This is a genomic window from Pseudomonas sp. efr-133-TYG-103a, assembly GCF_030209235.1.
In the GTDB taxonomy this organism is placed as follows: Bacteria; Pseudomonadota; Gammaproteobacteria; order Pseudomonadales; family Pseudomonadaceae; genus Aquipseudomonas.
Map to the genome: position 1 here is coordinate 123,965 of NZ_JARVSK010000008.1, position 26,382 is coordinate 150,346.

Genomic DNA, 26,382 nt, shown 5'->3' on the forward strand with positions numbered 1-26,382 from the left:
GTTCATCATCGAGCGGTCGTCGAAAAGTCGAACTTATGCCTTTCGTCGGCTTGCCCGTAAACGGCGAGAACAGACAACACAGGTCGTCAGTCGAGTTAACTAGCAGGCCGCAGTGTTCGCCCGCGTTCAACTTTAACTACCAACGTCACACGACGAGGAATCGACCATGGCTAGAACAACCGTTGACGATCTGTTTATTCATGAACTGTCGGATGTCTACAGTGCGGAAAAACAAATCACCAAGGCATTGCCGCGCCTGGCTCGGGCGTCGACCAATCCCATGCTTGCAGAGGCGTTCACCTCGCACCTGGAAGAGACTCAGGGCCAGATCGAACGCATCGATCAACTGGTCGAGCAGGCTGGGCTGAAACTCAAGCGCATGAAGTGCGTGGCGATGGAGGGGCTGGTCGAGGAAAGCAAGGAGCTGCTCGAGGAAATCGAAAAGGGCGAAGTGCTCGATGCCGCGCTGATCGGCGCCTGCCAGAAGGTCGAGCATTATGAGATCGCCAGTTACGGCACCTTGATCGCGATGGCTAAACACCTGGGCATGACCGAGGCGGCTGATTTGCTGGCGCAGACGTTGGCCGAGGAAAAAGCCGCTGACGAGAAGCTGTCGGCGATTGCCGAGCAGGGTGGCAATCAGGCGGCGACCCTGGCCAAGAAATAAAAATGTGCTTTCGTTTGTTCATTGGCTTCACCGCGAATCGGTTGCCGTTAGTTGATTGTACGTTTGCGGCTGGCGAAACACTCGATTGAGTTTAATCGTCCGCTTAGTACCATTGGTCGGTATTAAGCCCGGTGTTTTTAACTTTTTCGATGTGTCCGTCGGTCGCAACTTTTGAGGTCTGGCTGAATTGCAACTGTGGCCACTCCTCTGATGATATGAGCGTTGCACTAAACCTCTTTTAAACCGTCCGCGATAGTTGTGCGCGTTGTTATCGCCTGAAAACAAGTTGAACCCGATCTTAGCCTAAGAAGGAATGAACCATGTTTCTGCATAACAAAAGACTGCAATACACCGTCCGTGTCGCCGAACCCAACCCTGGCCTGGCCAACTTGCTCCTCGAGCAATTTGGTGGCGCACAGGGCGAACTCGCCGCCGCGACCCGCTACTTCACTCAGGCGTTGGCAGAAGAAGATCCAGGTCGCAAAGACCTTCTGCTGGACATCGCGACAGAAGAATTGAGCCACCTGGAAATCATTGGCTCGATCATCGTCATGCTCAACAAGGGCGCCAAAGGCAAGATGGCCGAAGGCGTTCAGGAAGAGGGCGAGCTCTATCGCGACCTCAACGGCGCGGGCAATGACTCGCACATCACCAGCCTGCTTTATGGCGGCGGTGCGCCACTGGTGAACTCGGCCGGGGTGCCGTGGACGGCCGCGTATATCGACACCATCGGTGAGCCGACAGCGGACTTCCGTTCGAACATTGCCGCCGAAGCGCGGGCCAAGATCGTCTACGAGCGCTTGATGAACGTCACCACTGACCCAGGCATCAAGGATGCGCTGGGCTTCCTGATGACCCGTGAAATCGCCCACCAGTTGTCGTTCGAGAAGGCGCTGCATTCCATTCAGCCCAACTTCCCGCAAGGCAAGCTGCCGGGGATGCCGGAGTTCAGCCGCACCTACTTCAGCATGTCGAACGGCGAGCCGAACGTTCGTGGTCCATGGAACAGCGATGCCGAGTTCGAGTACGTCGAGAACCCGCATCCAGCGGTGGATGGCGGCGACGGCACTGCTTCGGTGACCTTGAGCGAGGACGAGTCGGTCACGCTGACCATGATGAAAGAGCGCACCAAATCCGACCTGGGTGCCGATCCGATGACCGGTGCCGACCTGGGCTCAGGCTATGGTCAGGGCGCTGAGTCGCAGACTGACCCGGTCTTGTAACTACACATGGGCCGCAGCGTGATGCTGCGGCCTTTTCTATTTCCGATAGCGAGGATCCGACCCATGGCACCCAGCGCCCGTAACCGCCAAAACCTGGTACCGCAGACCGATGACCGAGTGGCCGACGAGTTTGATCGCAGTGCCCGCAGCTTCGAGTCTCAGGCCACGGCTCTGACTCGCGGTCTGCACACGGCATTGTTCATTCAGAAATTCAAGAAGGGTCTGCTGCGTTCATAGCAGTGCGTGCGTTCTTGGCCCGCGTCATGCGCGGGCTTTTTTTTGCCCGGATTTCGCCTGACGCTCGATCAGCTCGCTTCGCCAGGCAGCGCCTGATACCAGGCACTGTAGGGCGTGCTGTCGACCTTGAAACGGTTGAAATCCGGGGCGCCATCTTGCCACCACACCGGGCCGCGTTCGCCGAGCGCTATCTTCGCGGCGTTGACCCGAAGCCGGGCTGCCTTGAGGGCCGCGTCGTCTTGGGCATGTTTCGCGGCCTTCACCGCCTGCCGCGCGGCCATCAGATCATGGACGCGCTGTTGTCGGTCATCGGCGCAAAGGGAGGGGTTGGAGCAACGCCACAGACGGCCACTGACCACGAAGTAGCGGCCGTCCGGCGTAGTCGGGTATTTCACGGGCGCGCCTTGGCTCAGCGCCGTTTGGTGACGGTCAGCACCACGGCGGCGATTCGCTCGGCTTTGCGGTAGGTCTCGGTGTCGAGTTCTTCGCCAAAAACGTCAGGGTCCATCTCGCGGTATGACCACGCCAAATCCTCCCGATCGATGAGAGGACGCGCCTGTTGCAGAAACAGATCGACCCCCTCGACGCTTGGCGCGCCGGTGTACAGCACCAGACTACCGCCGGGCGTCAGCCGTTCGATGGCCTGCGCCATGATGCGCACCGACAATTCCGAGCCCAGGTGCTCGCCGCCATGGCGATAGGCACGTTGCTGGGTGTCTTGCATGTACGGCGGGTTTGCCACGATCAAGTCGAACTCGCCCGTGGTGCTTGCCAAGATGTCGCTGTGATAGGCCGACACATTGTCGGTGCCGGCCAGCGAAGCATTTACCGCGGTAAAGCGCAGCGCCGTCGGATTGATGTCCACCGCAAGCACTTGGGCATCGCGACGCGCCCTGGCAATGAGGATAGCGCCGACGCCGCTGCCGCAGCCGATGTCCACGGCAGTGCGGATCGGGTGCGTCGACGTGCGCAGATGTTCTTCGATTGCCTGGGCGAAGCGATAAGTATCCGGCCCGAAGAACACCGAATCATGGGCGACGGTGGGGAAGCTTGAGTGTACGAACAGCAGACCGTCCAGACTTGACCAGCGCACGTCGCTGACCCACAGGCCGGCGTGCGCGCGCAGTACGCCGCTGGCAAGCAGGGGCTGAATGCGTTCGTCAGGCAGCAGCCCGTTTTCGAACGAGCGACTCCAGCCAAAAATATCCCGCAGGCTGCGTGCCGTGCGGTTTTCTTCACGCTGATTGACGCGCTCATGGGTCAGCGGCGTAACGGTCACGAACCTATAGTCCTCCGCCTGCAGGTACTGACCCAATTGCAGCAGCGCCAGATCGTGGGTTTCGTTCAAGCGCTCCGCGTCCACGACATCGGCGGTGTCCAGGGTCGGTTCGAGGGTGTAGGTCTGATTCATCGTGTCAGGCTTCCATGGGAAAGGTGCTGGGCAAAGGTTCGGGTCGCGGCCAGCCCGTCGGGCGTGGGGTGCGAATCGGGAGCGATCAGCGCAATCAGCCTCTCCATCGGCTGCACGGTGGCCACCTCAGGCTTGATGTCGGGGGCGACGGCAGGGGTTGCCGCCATGGCCTTGCGGCGGAAGCGCGTACGGAACGGGTTGGCCTGACGCGCCGGGTCGCCGGGCTGCCACTCGCCTGCGATCCAGTCCCGAAGCAGCTGCATCTCATAGCCGTTGAACACGCCGAACATCACCGAACCGGGACCGTCGATCAATTGCCAGAAGCGGCTGTCCTGCGGATCCTGGTTACGCTTGATCCAGCCGCGATTTTCCAGTGCGGTCAGAAACTCCCGACTCTGGCCGGGTGTGGCGAGCCACTCGTTCACTGTACGACCTTCCAGTCGGCAGTAATCGGAATGCATGTGCTGGCCGAACGTGCTTTTGGCTTCGAGCATGGCAACCACTTCCTGCTCCAGGTCGAACGCCTTGATGACGTCGCACGAGCCCTTGCCCAGGTCGTTGAGCAGGTAACCGGCGCGCAGCCGCTCCAGGAACGTCGAACGGCTTTCGTCGGTGGGCAACAGGTCCAGCACCGCTTGCACAGCCTTGTGCGCATGACCGGTGCTGGCATTGTCGATGGTGACGTGCAGGGTGAAATAGTACGGGTCGATGCCCAGCTCGCTGAGTTCGAAGGAGGTGATCAACAAGTGCAGCGGCAGTTGTTCATAACCCAGGTTGTAGCCGATCACCTCGGGCAGGAATTCGTCCGACAACTGGCCCAGCGCCAACTGGATCGTGCCCTGCAGATACAGCTCATCGGCCAGCGGCGCATCGGCGGCGCAATCATTCTCGATGAGCAGATTGCGGTACAGCAGCACATGGTTCATGGCCGGATCGCCGTCACCCAGTTCTTCGAGGTAGGTGCGAATCAAGCCGTGATAACGCCAGTCGTCGGCGTGCTTCACGCTGCCATACAACCATGCGCCATCCACCAGCTTGCTCGGCGCAACATGCTGCAGGAAGTACAGCGCATGGGCCTTGTTGGTGAAGAATGAGCGGCCCTTGCCCGCACGTCGGTCATCCAGATACTGCCCGTAGCGCTCCGCCACTGAACGACTGTTCTCGCTGACCCAGTCGGGGAGGGCGTCGAGGTCGTCGGGCAAGTTGCACGGCAGGCCTTTGGCCTGATCGAGCTGCCGATGAAGGAATCCACGCACAGCGTCCTGACTGACTTCAGCAGGCGTGCGCAGAAGGCTGGTGTAGAGCGAATGGACCGACGCCTGCGGCGCCTGGGCGGTGGCAGAGCGCTCGGAAAGGAGCTGTAACGATGTCATGGGTGACCTGCTGACTTTTCTTGATATGTACGTCAGAGACAGGCCTGTGGCGATAATTCAAAAGAGTTTGAAAGAGGTCGATGACCGACACGCCGGACGGACAGCGACCTCCTGCCGCGCAACCTCGGCACGCGGCGTGTGTCGTGCACAGGATCGCTGGACGGACGGGTTATTTCTGCAGGTCGGTCGGCAAGTAAGACTTGTCCATGATCGCAGCCCAGTCGACGTTGCCTTGCAGTTCGCCATTGAGGCGCAGGGCGTCGGCCATGCGTTCCAGCTCGGTAAGGTTGAAATCGCCCTCGCTCCACATGTGCGGGGCAATCATGTTGTCCACCGCTTCTTTAGCAATGGCCGGCTCGAGCTTGAAACTCTTGGCCAGAATGTCGGCGGCCTGTTGCGGGTTGTCGTAGATCGCCTTGACGCCCATTCGGCGGCCTTCGATGATCGCCTTCAGCTTGTCGGGATGGGCCTTGGCGAACTCCCGGGTGGTGATGCCAACGGAGGTGGTCATCGGCGGCAGCAGATCGCTGGATTTATAGAGCGTGTCGTACTGGTTCTTGCGAATGATCGACAGGGGCTCGATCAGCACCGCTGCGTCCACGGCTTTCTGATCCAGCAATGTGAGGCCGTTGACGTAACCGCCGGACGCAACGCGGGTGACACTGCCGGCGTCGACGCCTTTGGCTTTGAGTGACATCAGCAGGAGCATTTCCGACACGCCCTTGGGCGAGGTGATTGCGACTTTCTTGCCCGCCAACTGACTGATGTCCTTGATCGGTGAGCCCTTGACGGTGACCACCGAAGATTCGGCAACGGAGCGCGTGCCAATGTTGACGATCACCAGGTCCAGCCCCTGACGCTGAGCGGCGAGGGCGGCGGCCACTGCCACTTCACCATAAGGCGTATCGCTCGCCAGGATATTGCGCACGGTGGTGCCGCCACCGCCTGAACCCAGAATGCCAGTGATGTCGATACCGGCTTTCTTGAACAGGCCGTTTTCCATCGCCACCGCGTACGGCAATCCGTACAGACTGGTGCCCCACTGGGTCACCGATATTTCATCGGCGCGTGCGAATGACGCCACCAGCGATAACGCTGCCAGGCCGAGGGCGGCAAATGTTCTGGTTGAGCGAAAACGGGATTGCTGTGCGGTCATTCTCGAAACTCCTAATAGCATCGGATGCTTGGGTCATGGCAAGGAATGAGGCTGAGCGTGAGTTCTTTTAGTTTCTGTACGCTATTAAAGGTCTCGGAGCAAAATGCAGGCCAAATCAGCGTCAAGAATGAGCGCGAAGTTTTAGTCATGACAACTGTTTGATTTAAAAATGAAAGTTAAGCGATATGTTATGGGGCGCCCACATCCGGCGCACCCGCCGCCTATAGGGGAAACAAGCGTACACATTGTTTCGTGCGCCATATTGGCTCTTTTCGCGACGGTGGGCGGCGTCCTGCTTTGGTGCGAGTCGCCCGGATTCAGCACTACGCTGGAGCGAGTAGTGTGTACCTGATAAAAGTAGGGCCTTACGGGAGATCCAAAGTTGTCGGCTTAGCCGATAGATGCCTGTCTAATTGAACATTTAATCAATAAATAAATTCATATAAATCAATCGTCTTATTTCATTAAGACCATACTTCAAAGTGGCAGGAAGCTTTCTGGCGTCTATCTTGCTATGTCCTTCATATCTAGCGTATGCGTTGTAATTTGAACGCTTTCAGCCTTGTCAGGCTCAAGGCTCACCAGCCGATCTGGAGGAGTGAAGAATGACGTTTGCATTGAAAGGCGGGTCGGTTGAACCGTTGCGGGTGGCCCCGGATACTCGCACACCGCATGTCACCTTGAGTCAGGTGACTCGTTCATTCAAAAAGGCTGGCACCAAAGAGATGTTTGCCGCGCTGGGGCCTATCGATCTGACCTTGAACAAAGGCGAGTTCTTCTCCGTGGTGGGGCCTTCGGGCTGCGGCAAGTCAACGCTGATGGATGTGCTGTCGGGCCTGGCGCGGCCGACCTCGGGTGAAGTGATGTTCGAGGGCAAAGTCATCACCAGTGTGCCGGATGGCGTGGGCGTGGTGTTTCAGGAAGACGCCTCGTTCCCTTGGCTCACCGTTCACGACAACATCGCCTTCGGCCTGCGCCGCAGCGGCGTCGAGGGCGCCGAGGTCGAGCGCCGGGTTGCCTACGCACTGGGCTTCATGGGGCTGCGGGATTTTGCCGGCGCTTATCCGGCGCAACTGTCCGGCGGCATGCGTCAGAGGGTCTGCATCGCGCGCACGCTGGTCATGCAGCCGCGGCTCATTCTGATGGACGAGCCCTTCGGCGCGCTGGATCAACAGACGCGTCTGCTGATGGGCGACGAACTGCTGCGGCTGTGGCGTGAAACCGGTGCCACCGTTCTGCTGATCACTCACGCGCTGGACGAGGCCGCAATGCTCTCGGACCGGGTGGGAGTCATGTCGTCGCGTCCCGGACTGTTCATCGACATGGTCGAAACCGGCTGGGACCGTGACCGCGACAGCCGAGTGGTGTCGACGCCACGCTTCGGCGAAATCAATGCGCGGCTGTGGGACAAGCTGCGGGTCGAAACCATGAAGGTCATGGGCGCCCGGCATTGACCCGCTTCGGCGATTTTCGGAGGACGTCGATTTGAACATCGAAAGCGTACTGCGCGCGCTGTTGGTCGCAGGCTTCATCGGCTTGATCGAGTTACTGTGCCGCACCCATGTCATCCCCCAGAGCGTGTTGATCGCGCCGTCGCAGATGCTCACCCATCTGGTCTCGGTCGTCTCGGCCGGCGTGTATGGCAAGGACATTTTGTTCAGTTTTACCAACATCGCCGTGGCAGCGCTGCTGGCGATCGTCAGCGGGTTTCTGGTCGGGCTGGCGGTGCATTCGATGCCGCGCTTGCGTGCCGCCCTCGAGCCACTGCTGGCGAGCTATTACGCGGTGCCGACGTTCATCTTCTACCCGGTGTTCATCGTGGTCTTCGGCGTCGGTCACGGCTCGATCATCGCCATCGCCGTCCTGCTGGCAGTGGTCGCGATGATCACCGCGACGCTGACCGGACTGGACCGCATTCCCGGCGTCCTGCGCAAGAGCGCGGCGGTGATGCGCATGTCGCGCCTGCAGACCGCCTGGCGCATCGAGCTTCCTGCGGCGCTGCCGTACCTGTTCGGCGGGGTCAAGCTGGCAGTGGCGTATGCGTTCATCGGCGTGATCGCTTCGGAGTTCATCCTTTCCGGATCCGGCATCGGCTACGCCATCGCGTTCGCCTACAACAACTTCGAAAGCGACAACATGTACGCCCTCATGTTGCTGGTGTTGATCAGCGTGACGTTGATCAACGCGGCGCTCAACTACTTCGACCGTCGCTTGCAAGCGCGTCGTCAACGGTGACCGGCATGCAGAGAATGCTTCCGACGTTTCTTCTGGTGGTGGCGTTGATCGCTGCCTGGCAAGTGCTGCATCTGGTGATCGGGGCCGGTGCGCTGACCTCACCGTGGATGACCGTGTCCCATCTGGCGTCGATGATGGCCACGGGCGATCTCTGGTCCAATGTCGGCGCAACCGCCAAGGCGTTCGTCTACGCCATGGGCCTGGCGCTGATCGGCGGCATCGTGCTGGGCGTGCTGCTGGGCGTGAATCGCCTGGCCGGGGCTGTCGCCGAGCCGATCCTGCTCAACCTGTACGCCATTCCCAAAGTCACGCTGTACCCGCTGGTGCTGCTGTGTTTTGGCCTGGGGCTGTCATCGAAGGTGGCCTTCGGCGTGATGCACGGGCTGATCCCGATTCTGCTGTTCACCATGAATGCCATCCGGCAGATGCGCCCGGTCTACCTGCGCACCGCTGGCACCCTGCGCCTGACGCCCATCCAGTCGCTGGTCCACGTGCTCTTGCCGGCGATCCTGCCGGAGGTCGTCGCCGGCGTCCGGCTGGGCTTTGCGCTGACCCTGCTGGGCGTGCTGATCGGCGAAATGTTCGCCTCCCAGCGCGGCCTTGGCTACATGGCGGTCAACGCGATGGGGTTGGGCGATATCCCCACCATCATGGCGGTCGCCCTGTTGATCACGATCATCGCAGTCACCTGCAACAGCCTGATGCTGATGCTCGACAAGAAGCTGCAGCACCGCTAACCGACTCTCACACCGAACTGTATCCACACATAGGGGTAACCACGATGTACGACGTATTCCAGACTGACCGACTCATCGACCTTTGGCTGACCGAAGACATCGGCTATTGCGACCTGACCGCGCAAGTCATGATCGAGCCGGAGGAAACCGGTGCCTTCTACATGAACGCCCGGGAAACCCTGATCGTTTCCGGTATCGAGATCGCTGCCCGTGTGTTCAAGCGCTACGATCCGACGCTGGAAGTGATCGTGCGGGTCAAGGATGGTGAGAAGATCGAAGCAGGCACCGTGATGATCGACGTTCGCGGTAATGCACGCAGCGTGCTGACCGCCGAACGCACCGCGCTGAACATCGTCCAGCGCATGTCCGGGATTGCCAACGAGACCGCCAAGTATGTCGCTGCCGTGGCCGGCAGCAAGGCGCGCCTGATCGACACCCGCAAGACCACGCCGGGCCTGCGCATGCTGGAGAAGCACGCGGTCACCTGCGGCGGCGGCCTGAATCACCGTCTGGGGCTGGACAACGGGGTGATGATCAAGGACAACCACATCGCGGTGTGCGGCGGCATCACCCAGGCGGTGCAGCGGGCGCGCCGGCAGTTGCCGGTGCTGACCAAGCTGGAAGTGGAATGCGACAGCCTGACCCAGGTCGCCGAGGCGCTGGAAGCGAACGTTGACGTGATCATGCTCGATAACATGAGCGTGGCCGACATGACCGAAGCGGTCAAAATGGTCAACGGCCGCACCAAACTCGAAGCATCCGGCGGCATCAACCTGTCTACCATCGGCGCGATCTCGAAAACCGGCGTCGATTACATTTCGACCAGCAAGCTCAATCAGGCGGCGGTGTGCGTCGACATCGGTCTGGACGAGGCGGAGTAAGGCACATGGCGCAGGGCATCTTCTTCTTTGTCGTCGGCCCTAGTGGCGCCGGTAAGGATTCATTGATCGAAGGCGCCCGCGCCCACCTCGGTGAGACCGGTCGTTATGTGTTCGCCCGCCGCACCATCACCCGTCCCACGGGGGCGCCGGGCGAGGACCATAACGGCGTCACCGAAGACCAATTCAGATCGTCCGTGAGCGCCGGGGAGTTTCTGATCACCTGGGAGGCGCACGGGCTTTCATACGGTTTGTCGACCGATCTGCTGACGGCCCTGAGCAACGGTCGCAATGTCATCGCCAACGGCTCGCGCAAGATGATCCGCGAACTGGCCGGTCTGGTGCCCAGGCTGGTGGTGGTGGAGGTCACGGCCAGCGTCGACGTGCTCGCTGCGCGGATCCTCGCCCGAGGGCGCGAGACCGCACTGCAGGCCCGGGCGCGGGTCATGCGGCAAGTCGAGCCGCTGCCGGTGGACATCGAAACCCTGCGCGTGAGCAACGACGGCACCCTCGAACAAGGCATCACCCGCTTCATGCACGCCCTGGCCAACGCCTCCCAGCGTTTGCGCCTGCGCCGGGTGCCGGTGTCCACCGGCCTGGAACGCGTCGCTTACCTGCCGATGCACAGCGCGGTGCTGTCGGCGGCCGATTACCTGGGCGGCTCGAAAGTGGACCTGCTCGCGGACGGCAAATCCTTGAGCGTGCAGATCCACGGCCTGGACAGCCCCACCTTGCTGGCCGCCGACGAAATAGGCCTGAGCGAAGAGGCCTTCGCGCACTGGAATGTTGCCGAGGGCGCCGAAATTGCCCTGCGCCGGACACCTTCGCCAGCCAGTCGCCAGGCGCTGATCAAAAAGGTCCAGGGCCATGAGCTGGGCGAGACCGAGTACGACATGCTGCTGCGCGACATCATCGAGGGACGCTACACGGACGGCGAAATCAGCGCCTTTCTGGTCAGCGCCACCCGCGGCCTGTCAGACGCCGAGGTCATTGCGCTGGCGAAAGTGCGGACCCGCTTCACGCCCACGCTGCACTGGGATCGTCCGATCGTGGTCGACAAGCATTCCATGGGCGGCGTGCCGGGCAGTCGCATCACGTTGCTGGTGGTGCCGATCGTGGCCGCCCACGGCATGGCGATGCCCAAGACCTCTTCGCGGGCGATCACGTCGGCGGCGGGCACGGCGGACGCCATGGAAGCAGTGGCGCGAGTGGACCTGACGGTCGAGGACGTGCAGCGCTGTGTCGAGCAGGCTGGCGCGTGCATTGCCTGGAACGGCCGGCTCAATCATTCGGTGGTCGACGACGTGATGAACGCCATCACCCGACCACTGGGCATCGATTCCAATCGCTGGTCGGTGGCCTCGATCCTGTCGAAAAAGCTCACCGCCGGATCCACCCATGTGGTCGTCGACATTCCCTACGGCCCACGCACCAAGCTCAAGACCCAGGCCCACGCCCGCGAGTTGGGCGATCTGTTCGAGCGGGTCGGCGCCGGGCTCGGGCTGACGGTCGTTGCATTTGCCACCGACGGCAGTCGGCCCATCGGCCGGGGCATCGGGCCGTCACTGGAAGTGCGAGACGTGCGTCAGGTGCTGGATAACGACCCGACGGCGCCGCAGGATCTGCGCGACAAAGCGGTGTTTTTCGCCGGGCAGATTCTGGCCTGGGACCCGGCTGTGGGCAGCGTCGAGGCCGGTCGCGAGCTGGCAGCATCGCTTCTGAGGAGCGGTGCAGCGCGCGCCGCATTCGAGCGGATCATCGATGCGCAAGGCCGAAAAACCCCGGCGCTGCCCGGCAAGATGACGTACGCGGTGCATGCCAACGCTGAGGGTCGGGTCACCGAGCTGGACGGCTGGCGCATCGGCGAAATCGCCCGTCGTGCGGGCGCGCCACTGGACAAGACCGCCGGTATCGACCTGTCTGTCAGGCAGGGCGACAACGTGACAGAAGGACAGGTCCTCTACGTGATTCACGGCTCCAACGCGGCCGATCTTGAGTCTGCCAGTGTGCTGGCGCAGATGAGCAGCGGCGTGACCATCGCGCCGACGCGGTGAGTCGGCACGCGGGTTGCACGCGTCAGAGGCTGACAACGGAGATGAATGTATGCGCGAAGAATTAGCCGCGACCCGGCGTTGGGTGGTCCATGTCGAGAGTCGCTTGATTGGTGGCGCAGGCGGCCTGAATCATGAGGCCGTGCAGCGCCTGGCGGCACAGTTGGCGACCTTGCGTCAGCGCGGCATCGAAGTGGTCGTGGTGTCGGCCGGCGCCGCCGCCTGTGCAGGCTCCAGCCAGGCCGCGCCGTTGCCGCTGCACGAGACCCAGGCACTGGCGGCCATCGGACAGATCCGGTTGACCAATGCCTGGGCCGACGCCTTGCAGGGCGTCGGATTGCAGTCGGCGCAGATCCTCCTGACTCAGGACGATCTGTCCCATCGCAAGCACTACCTCAACGCCCGCAGCACGATGCAGGTGCTGCTGGGCATGGGCGTGATTCCGGTGGTCAGCGAAAACGGCACCATCGCCAGCCACGGCATCCGCGCCGGCGACACCGACAGCCTTGGCGCGCTGGTGGTCAATCTGGTGCAGGCCGACGCCTACGTCATGCTCACCGAACTGGAAGGTTTCCTGACCCTGGCAGCGGACGCCGCGCACACGCTGATCGACCAGGCCAGTGCAGGCGATGCGGCACTGGATCGCTGCGCCCACGACATGACCGAGCGCTTCGGTTACGACGTGCGTTCGTGGCTGCGTTCGGCGCGTCTGGCGGCGCGCTCCGGGGCACACACGATCATTGCCGACGGTCGTCGACGCGGTGTGCTCGAGGCCATCGCGAGCGGCGCGTCGGTGGGCACCTTGCTGCTCTCGGACACCCATCCGGCGGCCTCGCGCGGGCGCTGGCTATCCAATCAATTGCCGATGCGCGGCGTGCTTGAACTGATCGCCGGCTCCTACGCTGGAATCACCCAGGAGGGCGGCGTCACGGCGTTGATGATCCTGCGTGTGGAGGGCGTGTTCCAGCGCGGGGATATGGTGATCTGCCGAGGCCCGGACGGTGCCGAGCTGGCAAGGGGGCTGGTCAATTACAGTGCTCAGGAGATCCAGCGTCTGCGCGGGCAGTTCGTCGAGGCGTTTGCGCGACAGATCGGCTATGTCGCCGAGCCGGACATCATCAGCCGCGAAAACCTGGTGGCATTCGCCGCCACCTGAACGAGTGGCTGAACCTCGCACGGTTCGGGCCCGCCACCGCAGATATGACGCGGTGGCGGCGCTGGATCACTTGGGCAGGAAGGTGCCATCGCGCAGGCTGCGCTCGATGTCTTCCAGGCTGCGCCCGCCGGTCTCAGGCACCAGAAAGTAGATGAACACCCAGGCCAGCGCGTTCAGACCGGCGTACACCCACATCGCACCGCCGACGCCCAGCCGGTGGGTCATCGTCAGGGCGGTGCCAGTCAGCAGCAGGTTGGAACCCCAGAGCATGGCGGCATGCAGACCGATGGCCTGATCGCGGATGGCGATCGGGTAGATTTCCGCGCCGGTCAGCCAGCCGATCACCTGAATGCCGCCGGCGTTGAACACCATGAAAACGATCAGGCAACCGATGATCCACCAGGCCTGAGTGTCGCCCGCCAGATTGAAATGCAGCACCGCACCCAGCACCAGCAGACTGACCACCGCGCCCGGAATCATCGCCAGGCTCAGGGTGCGCCGGCCAGTGTGATCGACGATCATCTTGCCGACGAAGGTCATCACCAGATACGTCACCGCAACCCCCAAGGCCGACCACAGCGCAGCCGAAGCGCCAAAGCCTGCGTTCTTGAGGAAGGTGGGGGTGTAATAGATCATCATCTCAATGCCGCTCAGCTGGGTGAACGCGGCAATCCCAAGGCCTGCGACCAGCGCCGGCCTGACCCAGCGTTCCTTCAGCGCGGCCCAGCCGACGTTAGGCAACTGGTCACGCTTTTCCACGACTTCCTGAATGTCGGCGATCTCTTCCTTGACCTCGCGGCGAGTCTCGCGCACCAGCGACAGGGCTTCAGCCGCGTCGCGGCGACGGTCGTTCTCCACCAGCCAGCGCGGACTGCCCGGCAGCTTGCTCATGCCCAGCAGCAACAGCAGCGACGGCACCAGGGCAATGCCGATCATCCAGCGCCAGTCGAACAGGTTCTGGCCGGCCACGCCGACAATGGCTGCCAGCAGAATGCCGACGCCGATGGAGACGTTGAAATAGGTCACCAGCCGCCCACGTTTGTCCGAAGGCGCCAGTTCGGCGATGTACGTCGGTACGATCTGGGTCGAGCCACCGACCGCGAAACCCAGCACCAGTCGCGCCGCAGCCAGGCACCAGACGTTGGGCGACAGCGCGGCGGCGAGTACGCCGATGCAGTAGATCGCCGCGACGATCATGATGGTGGTGCGTCGGCCACGGCTTGCCGACAGGCGAGTGGAGCAGATCGCGCCGATCACCGCGCCCAGCAGAATCGCCGCGGTCACCCATTCCTGAGCGCGATAGTCGAGCTGAAAGTCATTGGCAATCTGCGGCAGGGCACCGGAGATGATCCCCGTGTCATAGCCGTACAGGCCGCCGGCGATCGCGGCGACGGTCGCAATGACGGCCATGTAGGTCTGCGGTTTGAGGCCTGTACTAGAGGCCGTGTCAGCTGTTGTGGTCATGCGTCATCCTTTGCTCAGCGATCGTCTGCGCAGAAGGCGTAGACGATGGTGGCACGGTGATGCGTGCCTTGAGGGGATTGACCATTAACCTGCTGAAACGGTTCCGTTGCGGTGGCAGCGGGGTATTTCAGCGCTCGGCGTACTCAACAACGGGCGAAGGCCGGTGACATCGCAGACGCCGGCCCTCGCATGCATTTACCAGCGACCGTTACCACGCGGGTGGTCGTAACCGCGGTCATATCCCCTGTTGTAGCCGCGGTCATGGCCATGGTTGTAGTAGCCGTGGGGCGGCGGTGGGGCAAAACGGCGATATTCCACGCGTTGCACCGGCACGTAGGCGACAGGCTGGTAGCGCGGTTGATAACGCGGCTGTGGCCGGTAATCGTGACGGTGCGATGAGTGGCCGCCGGAACTGGCAATCACCGTCGCCAGGACTGCGCCTACGGCTGCTCCGGCGATGACGGGCACGACCACATCGCGCTCGTTCGCGGATGCCGTTCCTGCGGCAACCAGTAAACCGGACAGGATCAGCGCTTGGGTCATCTTCGAAAGCATGGGTGTCTCCTTTGGCGAGAAAGTGGGTTCGCCATGGACGTATGAAACACCGGATTCGTGTAAACGCAGGTCTGGAACAGGTAAAGGTTGAGTAAATCGGCCTGCCTGATCGTGGCTAGACTGGACAGGTCAACCCTGTTCGGAGATCGACTCATGAACAATAAAAATACCCTCTGCCTCTGGTACAACGGCGACGCCCAGGAAGCCGCCCGGTTCTATGCCCAGACCTTTCCCGACAGTGCGGTCGGCGCCGTGCATCTGGCGCCTGACGACTTCCCTGCCGGCAAGAAGGGTGACGTCCTCACCGTCGAGTTCACGGTGATGAACATCCCGTGTCTTGGCCTCAACGGCGGGCCGGAATTCAGCCACAGCGAGGCGTTTTCGTTTCAGGTCGCGACCGAGGATCAGGCCGAAACGGATCGGCTGTGGGACGCCATCGTCGGCAACGGCGGCAAGGCCAGCGTCTGCGGCTGGTGCAAGGACAAATGGGGACTGTCCTGGCAGATCACGCCTCGGGTGCTCACCGCTGCCATTGCCGATCCAGATCCTGCCGTGGCCAGCCGTGCCTTCAAGGCGATGATGCAGATGACCAAGATAGACATTGCCGCGATTGAAGCCGCGCGCAAAGGCTGACGTTTCAGCGCGGAGTCGGTGCGCGCCTTGCACGACCGGTACGGGGAGGGCGTACCCGTCGTGCGAATCACCCAGCTGAACCTCGGGGCACTGAAAAAAGGACGCGGGCAGGCCACGATAAAATAAACGAATCGATTTGATACTTTTTTCACATTGACTGGTTATAGTGGCTGCCCCGTTGGGGAGTAGCCTGCACTGGACCCACCGTCCAGAGCGTTCGCGTCAACATTCTCGGCAGCAGCCGTGGCGCGAACACCGTTTGGTTGGCGAGACCGACGATGCATCCATGCCTGAGGTCGGGCGTGTGGTTGCGTCGTTGACTCATAGCCCGACCGGACGTAAACCGTGAATCCTTTTTCCCTCGTATTCCTGGCGCTCGCCATGTCCACCGATGCGTTCGCAGCCGCGATCGGCAAAGGTTCCAGCCTGCACAACCCACGCCTGTCCGAAGCACTGCGCACCGGCCTTATCTTTGGTGTGATTGAAGGCATCACGCCAATCGTGGGTTGGGGGATCGGCCAGGCCGCGAGCCGTTTCGTCGAGAGCTGGGACCACTGGATCGCCTTTGTGCTGCTGCTCCTGCTGGGGTTGCACATGATCTACAACGGTCTCAGACACGAGGAGGCCGAAGAGGAGAAACCCGACCAACACTCGTTCTTCATCCTGGCAATCACGGCATTCGCCACCAGCATCGATGCACTGGCGGTCGGCGTCGGGCTGGCATTCGTCAACGTGAACATTGTCGTCGCCGCGCTGGCGATCGGTGCTGCCACCACCGTCATGGTCACGATCGGCGTGATGCTCGGCCGCGTGCTCGGCAACGTCGTCGGCAAGCGCGCGGAGATCGTCGGCGGCATCGTGCTGATGCTGGTCGGCGCCACCATTCTTTATGAGCATCTGTCGGCAGCCTGAAGCCTGCGCATCGACGGCCCTGGAACAAAAACGCCCCGCCAGCGGATCAACGCTGAGCGGGGCGTTTGCGTCGGGCGCGTCGAGGTTCAGGCGTTGGCCGGGTTCATCACCAGCACGGCACGCAGGCGGACCTTGGCCGACATCATCAGGTCGTAGGCTTCGCGAGCCCGCTCGAGCGGGAACGTCTCGATCATTGGCCGGATCGCCTGCAGACTGGCGAAGGCCAGCGTCTGCTCGTTGTCGGAAACCGTGCCGGTCAGCGAGCCGACGACGGAACGCGCGCCGAAGATCAGGTCGGTGGCGTTAACCGTGATCGGATCAGGCGGCACGGCTACCACGATCAGTTCCCCACGTGGCGACAGTCCCGAAATCGTTTCGGCCATGCCCTTGCCGCTGGGCGCAGTGCCCAGCACCACCTTCGCGCCGCCCAACGCGCGCAGCGCATCGGCGACATTTTCCTGAGTGGAGTCGATGTATTGATGTGCACCCAGCGACTGCGCCAGGTGCGCTTTGTCCGCGCCGCGCGCGACGGCAACCGTGTGGAAGCCCATTTTGCGAGCGAACTGCACGCCCAGATGACCCAGTCCGCCCAGGCCCTGAATCGCCACCACGTCACCCGGCCGTGCCTTGGAATTGCGCAGCGCATTGAATGTGGTCAGGCCAGCGCACAGCAGCGGCGCGGCTTCGGCGGCGTCGAGTTCCTCCGGAACACCCACCAGCCCGCGGGCTTCGGCCAGCATCACTTCGGCGTAGCCGCCGTCGACGGTAATGCCACTGATGACCGGGTTATGGCAGTTCACCGGGTCGCCCTGTCGGCAGGACGGGCAACTGCCGTCTTCGCCTGCCAGAAAGCCCACGCCCACGCGCTGGCCGACGCTCCAGCCCTGAACGCCTTCGCCCAGTGCATCGATGCGACCGACGACTTCGTGTCCAGGCACACGCGGGTAGCTGATGCCGGGGAACTGGCCTTCCACTGTCGCGCTGTCGGAGTGGCAGACGCCACAGGCTTCAACACGAATGCGGACCTGACCGCGACCCGGATCCGGGATCGGCCGTTCGACCAGTTCCAGTTGGCCAGGGGCAGTTGCGACGATGGCGCGGTATGTCAGAGAGGTTGTCATGGGTCACCTTTATTCAGAATCAGAGCCGACGAATGCGCCGATGTGGCGTGCCACGGCGCGGGGAAACTGGAGTTGCGGACCGTGTCCGGCGCGCGGGAAAGTGATGAGTTGCAGGGTCGGCAACTGGCCGCTCAGCGCGTGCCAGTTTTCGACCGGGAAGGCGATGTCATGGTCGCCGCCAACGTGCAGCACTGGCACGGTCGTGTTCTTCAGCAGTTGCAGGATGGCGTCCACAGGGAATACCGGGTTCTTCGGCCCCTCACCCAATTGCGCGCCTGCCCACTCAAAAGGCACGGCCGGACTTGCGTCCTCGCGGGGTGCGGACAGACGTTCCCAGGAGCGCTCGGCGGCAGCCTTGGAGGAGGCCGATGAAGGCTCGAAAAACAGACTGACGAAGTCGTCGAAATCGTTGTCTCGCTTGGCCAGCTCGTAGAACAGCGCCTCGCCCGGTTTGACCAGTTGGCCGGGCGGCGTGGTTGCCAGCAGTACCAGATGACTGACCAGTTGCGGTGCCTGGGCCAGAACGATCTGCGCCGCAATGCCGCCCACCGACCAGCCGCCGATCACCACTTTGCCCAGGCCCAGCGCCATGATCAGTTCAATGGCATCCTTGGCCAGTGACGCGGGGCTGTAGCTGCGCTCGCCGGTGGACTGACCCAGGCCGCTGTAGTCAAACACCGTGACCTGAAAACCCTGATTCGCCAGGCTGTCGAGAAACAGCGGGTCCCATGAATCCATCGTCCCGCGGAATCTCACGCAGAGCAGCAGCGGCGTGCCGCTGCCGAAGGTCCGATAAGCGAGTGTTCTGCCGCTGATTTCGATGAACCGGGTTGTGGCCTGAGTGCTCAACGAATGTTCGGTCATGGTGAAGTCGTCCGTTCTTGTTGAATGTCATGGGTGTGCGGTGGAAATGACGCCAGGTTCTGCGCTTGCAGTAAGCGTTACTTCAATAAGCCTATGATTAAAAAGGAAAATCTGTTAAGCGATGCGCGCGTTCGCGAAACTTTATGAGCGCGATACATAGCGATGCAGCAGTGCGTTAGTTATCTGCCCTGTACGCGTTCTCAATCAATCAAGTGCCTGACAATCACTCTATCCCATCGTATTTATCTCCTCGCCTATACATTGGAGTAGGTTTTTTCAAGGTGGGTAGCGGTCGGGCAATCGCGCGTGCCATTTGAAATGGCGGGCGTTGCCCGCCAGAATCGCCGCCGATCCGGTGCAGGGCGTCGGGCGCGAGAGGTGAAGGAGCGGCGGTTGAACGAACAGACATTGTCCAGACGGCTGGAGCGCGTCGCGGCGCTGGTGCCGGCGGGCGCACGGCTTGCCGACATCGGCTCGGATCACGGCTACCTGCCGGTTGCCTTGGTGTTGCGCGGCGTCATCGCGAAAGCCGTGGCCGGGGAGGTGGCGTTAACGCCTTTCCACAGCGCCCGGCGCGTGGTGCGCGACAACGCGCTGGAGGCGGCAGTCACGGTGCGTCTGGCAGACGGTCTGGCCGCGATCGAGCCGGATGACCAGATCACCGCGATCAGCCTGTGCGGCATGGGCGGGGAGACGATTCGCGACATTCTCGAGGCCGGCAAAGCCCGCCTCACTGGCCGCGAACGCCTGATCCTTCAGCCAAACGGCGGCGAACAGCCGCTGCGCTGCTGGTTGATGGAAAACGGCTACCGGATCGTGTGGGAGGAAGTGCTGCGGGAGAATCGCTTCGACTACGAAATCATCGTCGCCGAGCGTCAGGGCCACGTTGCCTACACCGCACAGGAGCTGTACTTCGGCCCTGTGCAGCTGCAGGCGCGCAGCCCGGCGTTTCTGGAGAAATGGCGGCGCGTGTTGCGCCTCAGGCAACGCACCCTTGAGCAATTCGCCCGGGCCCGCGTGGCGGTGCCCGAGGTAAAACTCAACGAACTCCAGGCCCATGTGCGCTGGATCACTGAGCTGCTGGGCTGAACCCTTGAAGGGGCGCGACCCGGCCGCGGGCCTCAGTTGATGCGCGGGTGCTGCTGGACCAGCTCCTTGCGCTTGGCTTCGAGTTCGGCGATCTGCGCGTCGATGTCCTCGATTTTCTGCTCGATATTGTCGTGATGTTCCTGCAACAGTTCCTTCGCTTCCTCGATGTCCGAGGCCGCAGGCGCCGCGCCGCGTAACGGCTTGTTGGCAGTCTCTTTCATCGTAATGCCGGTGACGAAGCCGATGACCGCGATCACCATCAGGTAGTAGGCGGGCATGTACAGGTTGTCGGTGCTTTCCACCAGCCACGCCGCGGCGGTCGGCGTCAGGCCGGCGATCAGCACCGACACGTTGAAGGCGCTCGCCAGCGCGCTGTAGCGGATGTGGGTCGGGAACATTGCGGGCAGCGTCGACGCCATGACGCCGATGAAGAAGTTGAGCACCACGGCGAGTATCAGCAGCCCGGCGAAGATCAGGCCGATCTTGCCGCTGATGATCAGCATGAATGCCGGGATCGCCAGGATGAACAGGGCGATGCTGCCGATCACGATGAAAGGCTTGCGGCCGATCTTGTCGCTGACGAAGCCGATCAGCGGCTGAACGAACAGCATGCCGACCATGATCGCGATGATGATCAGCACGCCATGGTTTTCGCTGTAGTGCAGGTTGTGCGACAGGTAACTGGGCATGTAAGTCAGCAGCATGTAGTAGGTGACGTTGGTCGCCACGACGATGCCGATGCAGGTGATCAGGCTGCGCCAGTGCTTGGTCGCCACTTCCTTGAACGACACTTTCGGGCCGCCTGAAAGGCCTTCACGGTCGCCTTGTTCCAGCTTCTCCACATGCTGCTGGAACGCCGGGGTTTCTTCCAGCGCGTTACGCAGATACAGGCCGAGCATGCCCAGTGGCAGCGCAAGGAAGAAGGGCAGGCGCCAGCCCCATTCCTGGAATTGATCCTCGCCGATGACAGTGGAAATCAGCACGACCACTCCGGCGCCGAGCACGAAACCGGCGATCGAGCCGAAGTCCAGCCAACTGCCGAGGAAACCGCGCTTGCGGTCCGGGGCGTATTCGGCGACGAAAATCGAAGCGCCGGTGTATTCGCCGCCCACCGAAAAGCCCTGCGCCATCTTGGCGAGCAACAGCAGAATCGGCGCCCAGATGCCGATCGATGCGTAGGAGGGGATCAGTCCGATGGCTGTCGTGCTCAGAGACATGATCACGATGGTCGCTGCGAGGACTTTCTGTCGTCCGTATTTGTCGCCCAGTGCGCCGAAGAACAGGCCGCCCAGCGGCCGTATCAGGAAAGGCACCGAGAAGGTCGCCAGCGCCGCGATCATCTGCACGCTGGGGTCGGCGCCGGGGAAGAAAACCTTGCCGAGCACGTAGGCCACGAAGCCGTAAACACCGAAATCGAACCACTCCATCGCGTTGCCCAGCGCGGCGGCAGTGATCGCCTTGCGCATCTTGGCGTCGTCGACGATGGTGATGTCTTGCAAGCCGATAGGGCTGACTTTTTTCTTGCGTAATTTCATAGGAACACTCTGTCGCTGATCTGTCGTGCTGCCATCCGCAGAAGCCGAACCTGCGCCGGTCGGAACACCCCGGCAGGTCGATGCCATTGTTTTGGTAGCACGCTGTTTTCGATCAGATACGAGAGCAGGGCAAAAAATTCACTGTGGCCCGAGATTTTCATCGCGTTGAGACCGGGACAAACGATGAGGGGTTTTCGGTCGTGTCGCTGTCCGGCGATGACCGGCGACGACGGGCAAGGGCAGGGCCCGCCGTGGTATTCTTGCGCCCCGGTTACAACTCCTGTGGAATCCCCCGTGAAATTCATTCACCAGCGCGAGCATCTCAATGAAGACGACATTGTGGTGATCGAATGTTCGAACACCTGCAACATCCGCCTCATGAACGACGCCAATTTTCGCAGTTTCAAGAATGGTGGGCGACACACCTACCATGGCGGCGCGTTTGATCGTTTCCCGGCGAAAATCGTCGTGCCGAGCACCGGCTTCTGGAACATCACCCTCGACACCGTCACCCAGCGCGCCATCAGCGTCACGCGCAAACCCAACATCAAGCATTCGATCAAGATCATCCGCCGGTCCGCTTCGCGTCTGCAGAGCTGAGCAAACGGGGTTGCGCCTGTTGCGCGGGGGCGGGGCGGGGGCAGGGAGTATCGGCGATATCGATAGTGAGCATCACACTTTACGAGTTCAGTTTCGGCGCCTGAACTGGACAATGGCCTGTAAATGAAGACCCTGCCCGAACGGCAGAATTTTTGACAGGACACCGCCCATGCGCACTGTATTCGCCTCCGCCGCCTTGATTGCCTGCTCGCTGCTGGCAGGCTGTGCGACCGCTCCCAACGAGCCGACGCTGACCCTGGAAACCAGCAAGTCCCCCGAACAGTTCGCGGCGTGCGTCGTGCCTAAGTTGCAAGGTCATTCGATGAGCCCGATCCTGTCCCAGCCTCAACGGCATTACCGGATCACCGTGCCAAGTACCGTTGCGGCGGACAACGTCATCGAGGCCTACAAAGCCTCAACCGGCGGGAAGATTTTCGTCTACGAACGCAGCTTGATAGCTTCCGGCTTCGGCCGTGCCGCCAAGGAATGCGTGTGATCCTGCAGCACCCGACGATGCTTGCCGGCTGAAGCCGCTACAGGCGTTGTGGATGGGGCCGAGCATGCGGACGGTCCTGGCCGCGCTGGCCGATCAGAAATCTTCTTCGCTGATCCGGATAGACAGCAATGTGTTGCTGGCGATGAGGTTGTCGAACGCCGGCTGAAACACCTGCGCAAGACTGGCGAGCATCGAGTCTTCACTGCTCCAGGCTCCCCGAATGGTCCAGCGTCCCGGATCAGGCTGATGGGCCTGCAGCTGGCAGTCCACGCACCCTTCGATACTCCGAGCGCGCCGCACTGAATCCTGCATCAACTGCGCACAGCTGGCCGAGAAACCTGGACGGGTCTGAATCAATACGACTCTGGATGACACGTGAGCATTCATGGTGATCCCCTGGAGGCGGCTGGCGCGGTTGGAGTCGGGCGGATGAAGGCGTCGCACGACAGTGATGGGACTGGGATCATGATCCGGCAGCCGCCCTGCCGCTGCCATAGTCGATGCGCATAGGCGATACAGACCTTCGTATAAGCGGCCCGAAACAGGGGAGTTGATGGCGCACTGCCGGCGGTCATGGCCGCGCCGCACGATGGCGCCGCGCGGGCCGGCGAGGGGCAGGTCGGGTCAGCGGACGTCGTCTGAGGTTACTGGATCGGCAGGCGCGAAAGCCTTCGCCGCAGCAACGGTGTCCAGCGATTCGCGCAGCAGCTGGATCTTGCCCTCTTGGGCCACCAGCCGTCCGGCGTACGACTGCAGGTACAGGCGGCCCGTTGCCGGGACCAGCGCCTCGACGTCGTATTCGGCAAAGGCCTGATCAGGCGTGTCGATCAGAAAGCGCACGCGCTTGAAGCGGAAATCCGGGACTTTAGCCAGCAGCGAGGCAATGAACGCTTCGATCTGAGCGGGTCCTTGCACGCGATGGGTGATGCCCAGCGATTGAAGGTAGGGCAGTTCGAGCACGCCATCGTCTGCGAACAATGCCGCGGCGGCGCGTGGGTCTTGAATGGATTCCAAGTACATCTGCAGCAGTTGGACGGCGTTTTTCATGATCATCTCCTTGAGCCAGTCGGGTCGTGTCGGCCGCGGTGTGGGGCCGACAGGCGTCAAGGTACGGAAAACGCGAGTTGTCAAAAATAGAAACTATGGCAACTCATCGTTTCATTTATGAAAGGCCGAGTGGGTGCCGTCCGATGGCGCGTGGTCAACGGGGCCAGCGCCACGTCGGTGCCGAGAGGTGCTCGGCGAAAAAGTCGGACAGCGCCTTGATCTTCGCCGGACGAGTCCGCGCCGAAGGTGTGACGAAGTACAAGCCGCCGCGAGTCATGCTCCATTGCGGCAAGAGCGCCTCCAGCCTGCCGTCGGCCAGGAATTCGCTGGCCATGAATTCCGGCAGTTCGGCGACGGCGATCCCTTCCAGCAACATGGGGATCAGCGCATCCGAGTTGGTCACCCGCAGTGGACCGTTCGGTACCACGTCTTCCTCAGTACCGTCTTCATGGGTGAAGCGCCAGACCTGGCTGCGCGCCCGGTACGCATAACTGAGGCAAGGCTGGCTCGCCAGTTCCCGCGGATGCGCCGGGCGCCCGTGAGCCTTGATGTACGCGGGGGACGCCACGAGAAACTGAGTGACGGCACAGAGCCGGCGGGCAACCAGTGAAGAATCGGGCATCACCGCGATGCGCAACGCTGCATCAAAACCTTCCGCGATCAGATCGACCGTCGCGTCGGACAGGTGCAGGTCCACCGACAGTTCCGGGTACTGGCGCACCAGTTTCGGCATGAGCGGCGCGACCCAGCGCAGGCCGAACGACATGGGCACCGCCAGGCGGATCAGCCCGCGCGGCTGCACCGACAGGTCCTGCGCTTCGCTTTCGACTTCTTCAGCCTGGCGATAAATCTCTCCGGCCTTGGCCGCCATGCTCGCGCCGAACTCGGTCAGCGCCAGTTGCCGGGAAGTGCGATTGAACAGCCGTCCGCCCAGGCGTTCCTCAAGGCGCGCCACGGCTCTGGACACGGTCGGCACCGAGACACCCATAAGCCGGGCTGCGGCGGCGAACGATCCTTCTTCCGCCACCTTGGCGAACATCGCTAAACCTTCGAAATCAGGAAGTTTGCTCATTTCATTTCTGCAACGATGGATTGCGGACAATTCTATTTTGAAATGTTTCAGCCGTCGATAAGCTTCTCCCACACCGCAACCACTTACTGACGAAAACTGGAGAAACATCATGGCTCGCAAACTCGAAGGCAAAATCGCACTGGTCACCGGCGGCACGACCGGCATCGGCCTGGCCACCGCTCAACGCTTCGCCGCAGAAGGCGCTTACGTCTACATCACTGGCCGCCGCCAGGCCGAACTCGACAAGGCCGTTGCGCTGGTCGGCAACGCCACCGGCGTACAGGTCGACTCGACACGTCTGGAACAGCTCGACGCCCTGTACGAGCAGATCTCTGCCGAGCAAGGACGCCTCGACGTGCTGTTCGCCAACGCAGGCGGCGGTTCGATGCTGCCGCTGGGCGAGATCACCGAAGCGCACTACGACGACACCTTCGACCGCAACGTCAAGGCCGTGCTGTTCACGGTGCAGAAAGCGCTGCCGCTGCTGGCAACGAACGCCTCGGTCATCCTGACCGGCTCCACCGCCGGCAGCTCAGGCACCGCCGCGTTCAGCGTCTACTCGGCTTCGAAAGCCGCTGTCAGGGCCTTCGTCCGCAGCTGGATCCTGGACCTGAAGGACCGCAACGTCCGCGTCAACACCATCAGCCCCGGCGCCACCAAAACCCCGGGCCTGGTTGACCTGGCCGGCCCCGATGCCGCCCAACAGCAAGGTCTGCTCGACTACCTCGCGTCGCAAGTGCCGATGGGCCGAGTCGGCAACCCCGAAGAAATCGCCAGCGCCGCGCTGTTCCTGGCCTCCGACGACGCCAGTTTCGTCAATGGCATCGAGCTGTTCGTCGATGGCGGCCAGGCTCAGATCTGAGACAACCCGCGAGGCGGCGCCCGGCGCCGTCCTGCCCAGACTTTTCGGGGACACACACATGAAAACAGCCGCATTTGCAGCACTCGCATTGACCCTTGCCTTCACCACCGCGCATGCCGCGACGCCAGCCGCCGCAAGCCCCGTGACGCCTTCGCTGCAAGCGTCGGTGATCGATCACGTCGGCATCAACGTGCCGGACATCGACGCAGCGACGGCCTTCTTCAACGAACTGGTGGGCGCAAAAGTCATCTCCGACGTCCGCCCGGGCGCCATTCCCGCCGAATGGAAAGCCAGTTTCAACTGGCGTGAGTCCAGCGAGCTGCAACGCTTCACCATGCTGCAACTCAACGGCGGTTCCAAGATCGAGCTGTTCCAGTATCAAGGTCCGCAGATCGACCATCAGCCACCCCATGAAGACGATATCGGCGCGACCCACATTGCCCTGCGCACCACCGATATCGACCGCAGCCTGGCCGTCGTCAAAGCCCGAGGCCTCAAGGTGCTCAACGAGCCGATCACCAATCCCGACGGCATCCGCTGGTTCTACGTGCTGACGCCATGGGGTTCGCAATTGGAACTGGTGTCGCTTCCGGCCGCCAGCTGAAACGGGCTGCTTGCCCACCAACCATTGGCTGCGGTGCATCTGAAAAACCGCGTATGCCGGGTTGCTGCCGCTTCGCGCCAGTTCGCGGGACAAGCCACGCTCCTACGGTTGCGAGCGAGTGGAATCAGCCAATTGATGCGGGACTTTCGGCGCCATCGGCCCGACTGCAGATCTCTCTGACTTTTGCGGCAAGTGTGGGAGCGTGGCTTGTCCCGCGATCGGCGACGGAGTCGTCGTGATTCCGGTGACCTCGGTGTAGCTGAAAAACCGCGTTCGCCGGGTTTGCCGCCGCTTCGCGCCAGTTCGTGGGACAAGCCACGCTCCTACGGTTGCGAGCGAGTGGAATCATCCAATTGATGCGGGACTTTCGGCGCCATCGGCCCGACTGCAGATCTCTCTGACTT

General features: G+C 62.0%; 28 protein-coding genes and 1 riboswitch. Of the genes, 16 read left to right on the top strand and 12 right to left on the bottom strand.

Annotation, left to right across the window (positions count from 1 at the left end; genetic code table 11):
• Positions 1-166: 166 nt before the first annotated feature.
• The 3 genes from QRN36_RS07250 to QRN36_RS07260 all read left to right on the top strand — a co-directional run bounded on the left by QRN36_RS07250 (position 167) and on the right by QRN36_RS07260 (position 2,127).
• Positions 167-667, top strand: coding sequence for a ferritin-like domain-containing protein (locus QRN36_RS07250; RefSeq protein ID WP_093467791.1), 501 nt, complete (start codon positions 167-169; stop codon positions 665-667).
• 320 nt (positions 668-987) lie between these two features.
• Entirely contained in the window at positions 988-1,890 is a 903-nt protein-coding gene (locus QRN36_RS07255) for a manganese catalase family protein (protein WP_285423430.1), read from the top strand.
• Positions 1,891-1,953: 63 nt separating this feature from the next.
• Positions 1,954-2,127 (top strand): hypothetical protein, encoded by a 174-nt coding sequence (locus tag QRN36_RS07260; protein WP_285423431.1) that lies wholly within the window; start codon positions 1,954-1,956, stop codon positions 2,125-2,127.
• A gap of 68 nt (positions 2,128-2,195) precedes the next feature.
• Here QRN36_RS07260 and QRN36_RS07265 read toward each other — a convergent pair whose 3' ends face one another.
• The 4 genes from QRN36_RS07265 to QRN36_RS07280 all read right to left on the bottom strand — a co-directional run bounded on the left by QRN36_RS07265 (position 2,196) and on the right by QRN36_RS07280 (position 6,067).
• The gene (locus QRN36_RS07265; protein WP_285423432.1) at positions 2,196-2,522 is read right to left on the bottom strand and encodes a hypothetical protein; all 327 of its coding nucleotides are present in this window, start codon (positions 2,520-2,522) and stop codon (positions 2,196-2,198) included.
• Between the two features lie 14 nt (positions 2,523-2,536).
• Positions 2,537-3,538 carry a class I SAM-dependent methyltransferase gene (locus QRN36_RS07270; RefSeq protein ID WP_285423433.1) on the bottom strand — a complete coding sequence of 334 codons (1,002 nt, stop codon included), beginning with the start codon at positions 3,536-3,538 and terminating at the stop codon, positions 2,537-2,539.
• The gene (locus QRN36_RS07275; protein WP_285423434.1) at positions 3,535-4,911 is read right to left on the bottom strand and encodes an iron-containing redox enzyme family protein; all 1,377 of its coding nucleotides are present in this window, start codon (positions 4,909-4,911) and stop codon (positions 3,535-3,537) included. The genes QRN36_RS07270 and QRN36_RS07275 overlap by 4 nt, the downstream gene beginning before the upstream one ends.
• A 169-nt stretch (positions 4,912-5,080) precedes the next feature.
• Positions 5,081-6,067 (bottom strand): ABC transporter substrate-binding protein, encoded by a 987-nt coding sequence (locus QRN36_RS07280; protein ID WP_285423435.1) that lies wholly within the window; start codon positions 6,065-6,067, stop codon positions 5,081-5,083.
• Positions 6,068-6,672: 605 nt separating this feature from the next.
• Here QRN36_RS07280 and QRN36_RS07285 point away from each other — a divergent pair.
• The 6 genes from QRN36_RS07285 to proB are packed head-to-tail and all read left to right on the top strand — an operon-like array spanning position 6,673 to position 13,124.
• Positions 6,673-7,521, top strand: coding sequence for an ABC transporter ATP-binding protein (locus tag QRN36_RS07285; protein ID WP_285423436.1), 849 nt, complete (start codon positions 6,673-6,675; stop codon positions 7,519-7,521).
• Between the two features lie 31 nt (positions 7,522-7,552).
• A complete protein-coding gene (locus QRN36_RS07290) occupies positions 7,553-8,302 on the top strand; it encodes an ABC transporter permease (protein WP_285423437.1) in 750 nt (249 codons plus the stop codon).
• 5 nt (positions 8,303-8,307) lie between these two features.
• Complete coding sequence (locus QRN36_RS07295) at positions 8,308-9,039, top strand: ABC transporter permease (protein WP_285423438.1); 732 nt, start codon at positions 8,308-8,310, stop codon at positions 9,037-9,039.
• Positions 9,040-9,083: 44 nt separating this feature from the next.
• On the top strand, positions 9,084-9,920 hold the full coding sequence (gene nadC, locus QRN36_RS07300) for a carboxylating nicotinate-nucleotide diphosphorylase (RefSeq protein ID WP_285423439.1): 837 nt from the start codon (positions 9,084-9,086) through the stop codon (positions 9,918-9,920).
• Between the two features lie 5 nt (positions 9,921-9,925).
• A complete protein-coding gene (gene phnN / locus QRN36_RS07305; protein WP_285423440.1) occupies positions 9,926-11,971 on the top strand; it encodes a phosphonate metabolism protein/1,5-bisphosphokinase (PRPP-forming) PhnN in 2,046 nt (681 codons plus the stop codon).
• 49 nt (positions 11,972-12,020) lie between these two features.
• Complete coding sequence (gene proB / locus QRN36_RS07310; protein WP_285423441.1) at positions 12,021-13,124, top strand: glutamate 5-kinase; 1,104 nt, start codon at positions 12,021-12,023, stop codon at positions 13,122-13,124.
• A 66-nt stretch (positions 13,125-13,190) separates the two neighbouring features.
• On the opposite strand, the gene QRN36_RS07315 is transcribed toward proB, so the two are convergent.
• Positions 13,191-14,588 (bottom strand): sugar porter family MFS transporter, encoded by a 1,398-nt coding sequence (locus QRN36_RS07315; RefSeq protein ID WP_285423442.1) that lies wholly within the window; start codon positions 14,586-14,588, stop codon positions 13,191-13,193.
• Positions 14,589-14,783: 195 nt separating this feature from the next.
• Positions 14,784-15,143 (bottom strand): hypothetical protein, encoded by a 360-nt coding sequence (locus QRN36_RS07320; RefSeq protein WP_285423443.1) that lies wholly within the window; start codon positions 15,141-15,143, stop codon positions 14,784-14,786.
• Positions 15,144-15,296: 153 nt separating this feature from the next.
• On the opposite strand from QRN36_RS07320, the gene QRN36_RS07325 reads away from it, so the two are divergent.
• Together QRN36_RS07325 and mntP are read left to right on the top strand one after the other, a co-directional pair.
• Complete coding sequence (locus QRN36_RS07325) at positions 15,297-15,776, top strand: VOC family protein (protein WP_285423444.1); 480 nt, start codon at positions 15,297-15,299, stop codon at positions 15,774-15,776.
• A 173-nt stretch (positions 15,777-15,949) separates the two neighbouring features.
• A riboswitch (yybP-ykoY riboswitch) is annotated at positions 15,950-16,123 on the top strand.
• On the top strand, positions 16,122-16,688 hold the full coding sequence (gene mntP / locus QRN36_RS07330; RefSeq protein WP_285423445.1) for a manganese efflux pump MntP: 567 nt from the start codon (positions 16,122-16,124) through the stop codon (positions 16,686-16,688). It overlaps the preceding riboswitch by 2 nt.
• A gap of 86 nt (positions 16,689-16,774) precedes the next feature.
• Here the strand turns inward: mntP and QRN36_RS07335 are convergent, their stop codons facing one another.
• The gene (locus QRN36_RS07335; RefSeq protein WP_285423446.1) at positions 16,775-17,809 is read right to left on the bottom strand and encodes an alcohol dehydrogenase; all 1,035 of its coding nucleotides are present in this window, start codon (positions 17,807-17,809) and stop codon (positions 16,775-16,777) included.
• 9 nt (positions 17,810-17,818) lie between these two features.
• A complete protein-coding gene (locus QRN36_RS07340) occupies positions 17,819-18,673 on the bottom strand; it encodes an alpha/beta fold hydrolase (protein WP_285423447.1) in 855 nt (284 codons plus the stop codon).
• A 393-nt stretch (positions 18,674-19,066) separates the two neighbouring features.
• Between QRN36_RS07340 and QRN36_RS07345 the strand changes: the two genes are divergently transcribed.
• The gene (locus QRN36_RS07345; RefSeq protein ID WP_285423448.1) at positions 19,067-19,762 is read left to right on the top strand and encodes a tRNA (adenine(22)-N(1))-methyltransferase TrmK; all 696 of its coding nucleotides are present in this window, start codon (positions 19,067-19,069) and stop codon (positions 19,760-19,762) included.
• Between the two features lie 32 nt (positions 19,763-19,794).
• Here QRN36_RS07345 and proP read toward each other — a convergent pair whose 3' ends face one another.
• Positions 19,795-21,297, bottom strand: a complete 1,503-nt coding sequence (proP, locus tag QRN36_RS07350; RefSeq protein ID WP_285423449.1) for a glycine betaine/L-proline transporter ProP — start codon at positions 21,295-21,297, stop codon at positions 19,795-19,797.
• Positions 21,298-21,591: 294 nt separating this feature from the next.
• Here proP and QRN36_RS07355 point away from each other — a divergent pair, with 294 nt between their 5' ends.
• Positions 21,592-21,897: a DUF1883 domain-containing protein gene (locus tag QRN36_RS07355; RefSeq protein WP_285423450.1), complete on the top strand. Its 306-nt coding sequence runs from the start codon at positions 21,592-21,594 to the stop codon at positions 21,895-21,897.
• A gap of 169 nt (positions 21,898-22,066) precedes the next feature.
• Entirely contained in the window at positions 22,067-22,393 is a 327-nt protein-coding gene (locus tag QRN36_RS07360; RefSeq protein WP_285423451.1) for a hypothetical protein, read from the top strand.
• Between the two features lie 93 nt (positions 22,394-22,486).
• Here the strand turns inward: QRN36_RS07360 and QRN36_RS07365 are convergent, their stop codons facing one another.
• The 3 genes from QRN36_RS07365 to QRN36_RS07375 form a co-directional block, all read right to left on the bottom strand.
• Positions 22,487-22,780 (bottom strand): putative quinol monooxygenase, encoded by a 294-nt coding sequence (locus QRN36_RS07365; RefSeq protein ID WP_285423452.1) that lies wholly within the window; start codon positions 22,778-22,780, stop codon positions 22,487-22,489.
• A gap of 237 nt (positions 22,781-23,017) precedes the next feature.
• Positions 23,018-23,440, bottom strand: a complete 423-nt coding sequence (locus QRN36_RS07370; RefSeq protein ID WP_285423453.1) for a nuclear transport factor 2 family protein — start codon at positions 23,438-23,440, stop codon at positions 23,018-23,020.
• Between the two features lie 154 nt (positions 23,441-23,594).
• Complete coding sequence (locus QRN36_RS07375) at positions 23,595-24,512, bottom strand: LysR family transcriptional regulator (protein WP_285423454.1); 918 nt, start codon at positions 24,510-24,512, stop codon at positions 23,595-23,597.
• Positions 24,513-24,621: 109 nt separating this feature from the next.
• Between QRN36_RS07375 and QRN36_RS07380 the strand changes: the two genes are divergently transcribed.
• Both QRN36_RS07380 and QRN36_RS07385 read left to right on the top strand, forming a co-directional pair.
• On the top strand, positions 24,622-25,374 hold the full coding sequence (locus QRN36_RS07380) for an SDR family NAD(P)-dependent oxidoreductase (RefSeq protein WP_285423455.1): 753 nt from the start codon (positions 24,622-24,624) through the stop codon (positions 25,372-25,374).
• A 58-nt stretch (positions 25,375-25,432) separates the two neighbouring features.
• A complete protein-coding gene (locus tag QRN36_RS07385) occupies positions 25,433-25,978 on the top strand; it encodes a VOC family protein (protein ID WP_285423456.1) in 546 nt (181 codons plus the stop codon).
• Positions 25,979-26,382 lie beyond the last annotated feature (404 nt).

Coding starts and splice junctions, on each gene's coding strand:
- QRN36_RS07270 (WP_285423433.1), bottom strand. CDS start 3,538: ATGAATCAGACCTACACCCTCGAACCGACCCTGGACACCGCCGATGTC.
- QRN36_RS07315 (WP_285423442.1), bottom strand. CDS start 14,588: ATGACCACAACAGCTGACACGGCCTCTAGTACAGGCCTCAAACCGCAG.
- QRN36_RS07325 (WP_285423444.1), top strand. CDS start 15,297: ATGAACAATAAAAATACCCTCTGCCTCTGGTACAACGGCGACGCCCAG.
- QRN36_RS07375 (WP_285423454.1), bottom strand. CDS start 24,512: ATGAGCAAACTTCCTGATTTCGAAGGTTTAGCGATGTTCGCCAAGGTG.
- QRN36_RS07370 (WP_285423453.1), bottom strand. CDS start 23,440: ATGAAAAACGCCGTCCAACTGCTGCAGATGTACTTGGAATCCATTCAA.
- QRN36_RS07295 (WP_285423438.1), top strand. CDS start 8,308: ATGCAGAGAATGCTTCCGACGTTTCTTCTGGTGGTGGCGTTGATCGCT.
- QRN36_RS07255 (WP_285423430.1), top strand. CDS start 988: ATGTTTCTGCATAACAAAAGACTGCAATACACCGTCCGTGTCGCCGAA.
- QRN36_RS07320 (WP_285423443.1), bottom strand. CDS start 15,143: ATGCTTTCGAAGATGACCCAAGCGCTGATCCTGTCCGGTTTACTGGTT.
- phnN (WP_285423440.1), top strand. CDS start 9,926: ATGGCGCAGGGCATCTTCTTCTTTGTCGTCGGCCCTAGTGGCGCCGGT.
- QRN36_RS07260 (WP_285423431.1), top strand. CDS start 1,954: ATGGCACCCAGCGCCCGTAACCGCCAAAACCTGGTACCGCAGACCGAT.
- QRN36_RS07285 (WP_285423436.1), top strand. CDS start 6,673: ATGACGTTTGCATTGAAAGGCGGGTCGGTTGAACCGTTGCGGGTGGCC.
- QRN36_RS07380 (WP_285423455.1), top strand. CDS start 24,622: ATGGCTCGCAAACTCGAAGGCAAAATCGCACTGGTCACCGGCGGCACG.
- nadC (WP_285423439.1), top strand. CDS start 9,084: ATGTACGACGTATTCCAGACTGACCGACTCATCGACCTTTGGCTGACC.
- QRN36_RS07365 (WP_285423452.1), bottom strand. CDS start 22,780: ATGAATGCTCACGTGTCATCCAGAGTCGTATTGATTCAGACCCGTCCA.
- QRN36_RS07275 (WP_285423434.1), bottom strand. CDS start 4,911: ATGACATCGTTACAGCTCCTTTCCGAGCGCTCTGCCACCGCCCAGGCG.
- proP (WP_285423449.1), bottom strand. CDS start 21,297: ATGAAATTACGCAAGAAAAAAGTCAGCCCTATCGGCTTGCAAGACATC.
- QRN36_RS07385 (WP_285423456.1), top strand. CDS start 25,433: ATGAAAACAGCCGCATTTGCAGCACTCGCATTGACCCTTGCCTTCACC.
- QRN36_RS07335 (WP_285423446.1), bottom strand. CDS start 17,809: ATGACAACCTCTCTGACATACCGCGCCATCGTCGCAACTGCCCCTGGC.
- QRN36_RS07360 (WP_285423451.1), top strand. CDS start 22,067: ATGCGCACTGTATTCGCCTCCGCCGCCTTGATTGCCTGCTCGCTGCTG.
- QRN36_RS07250 (WP_093467791.1), top strand. CDS start 167: ATGGCTAGAACAACCGTTGACGATCTGTTTATTCATGAACTGTCGGAT.
- proB (WP_285423441.1), top strand. CDS start 12,021: ATGCGCGAAGAATTAGCCGCGACCCGGCGTTGGGTGGTCCATGTCGAG.
- QRN36_RS07280 (WP_285423435.1), bottom strand. CDS start 6,067: ATGACCGCACAGCAATCCCGTTTTCGCTCAACCAGAACATTTGCCGCC.
- QRN36_RS07340 (WP_285423447.1), bottom strand. CDS start 18,673: ATGACCGAACATTCGTTGAGCACTCAGGCCACAACCCGGTTCATCGAA.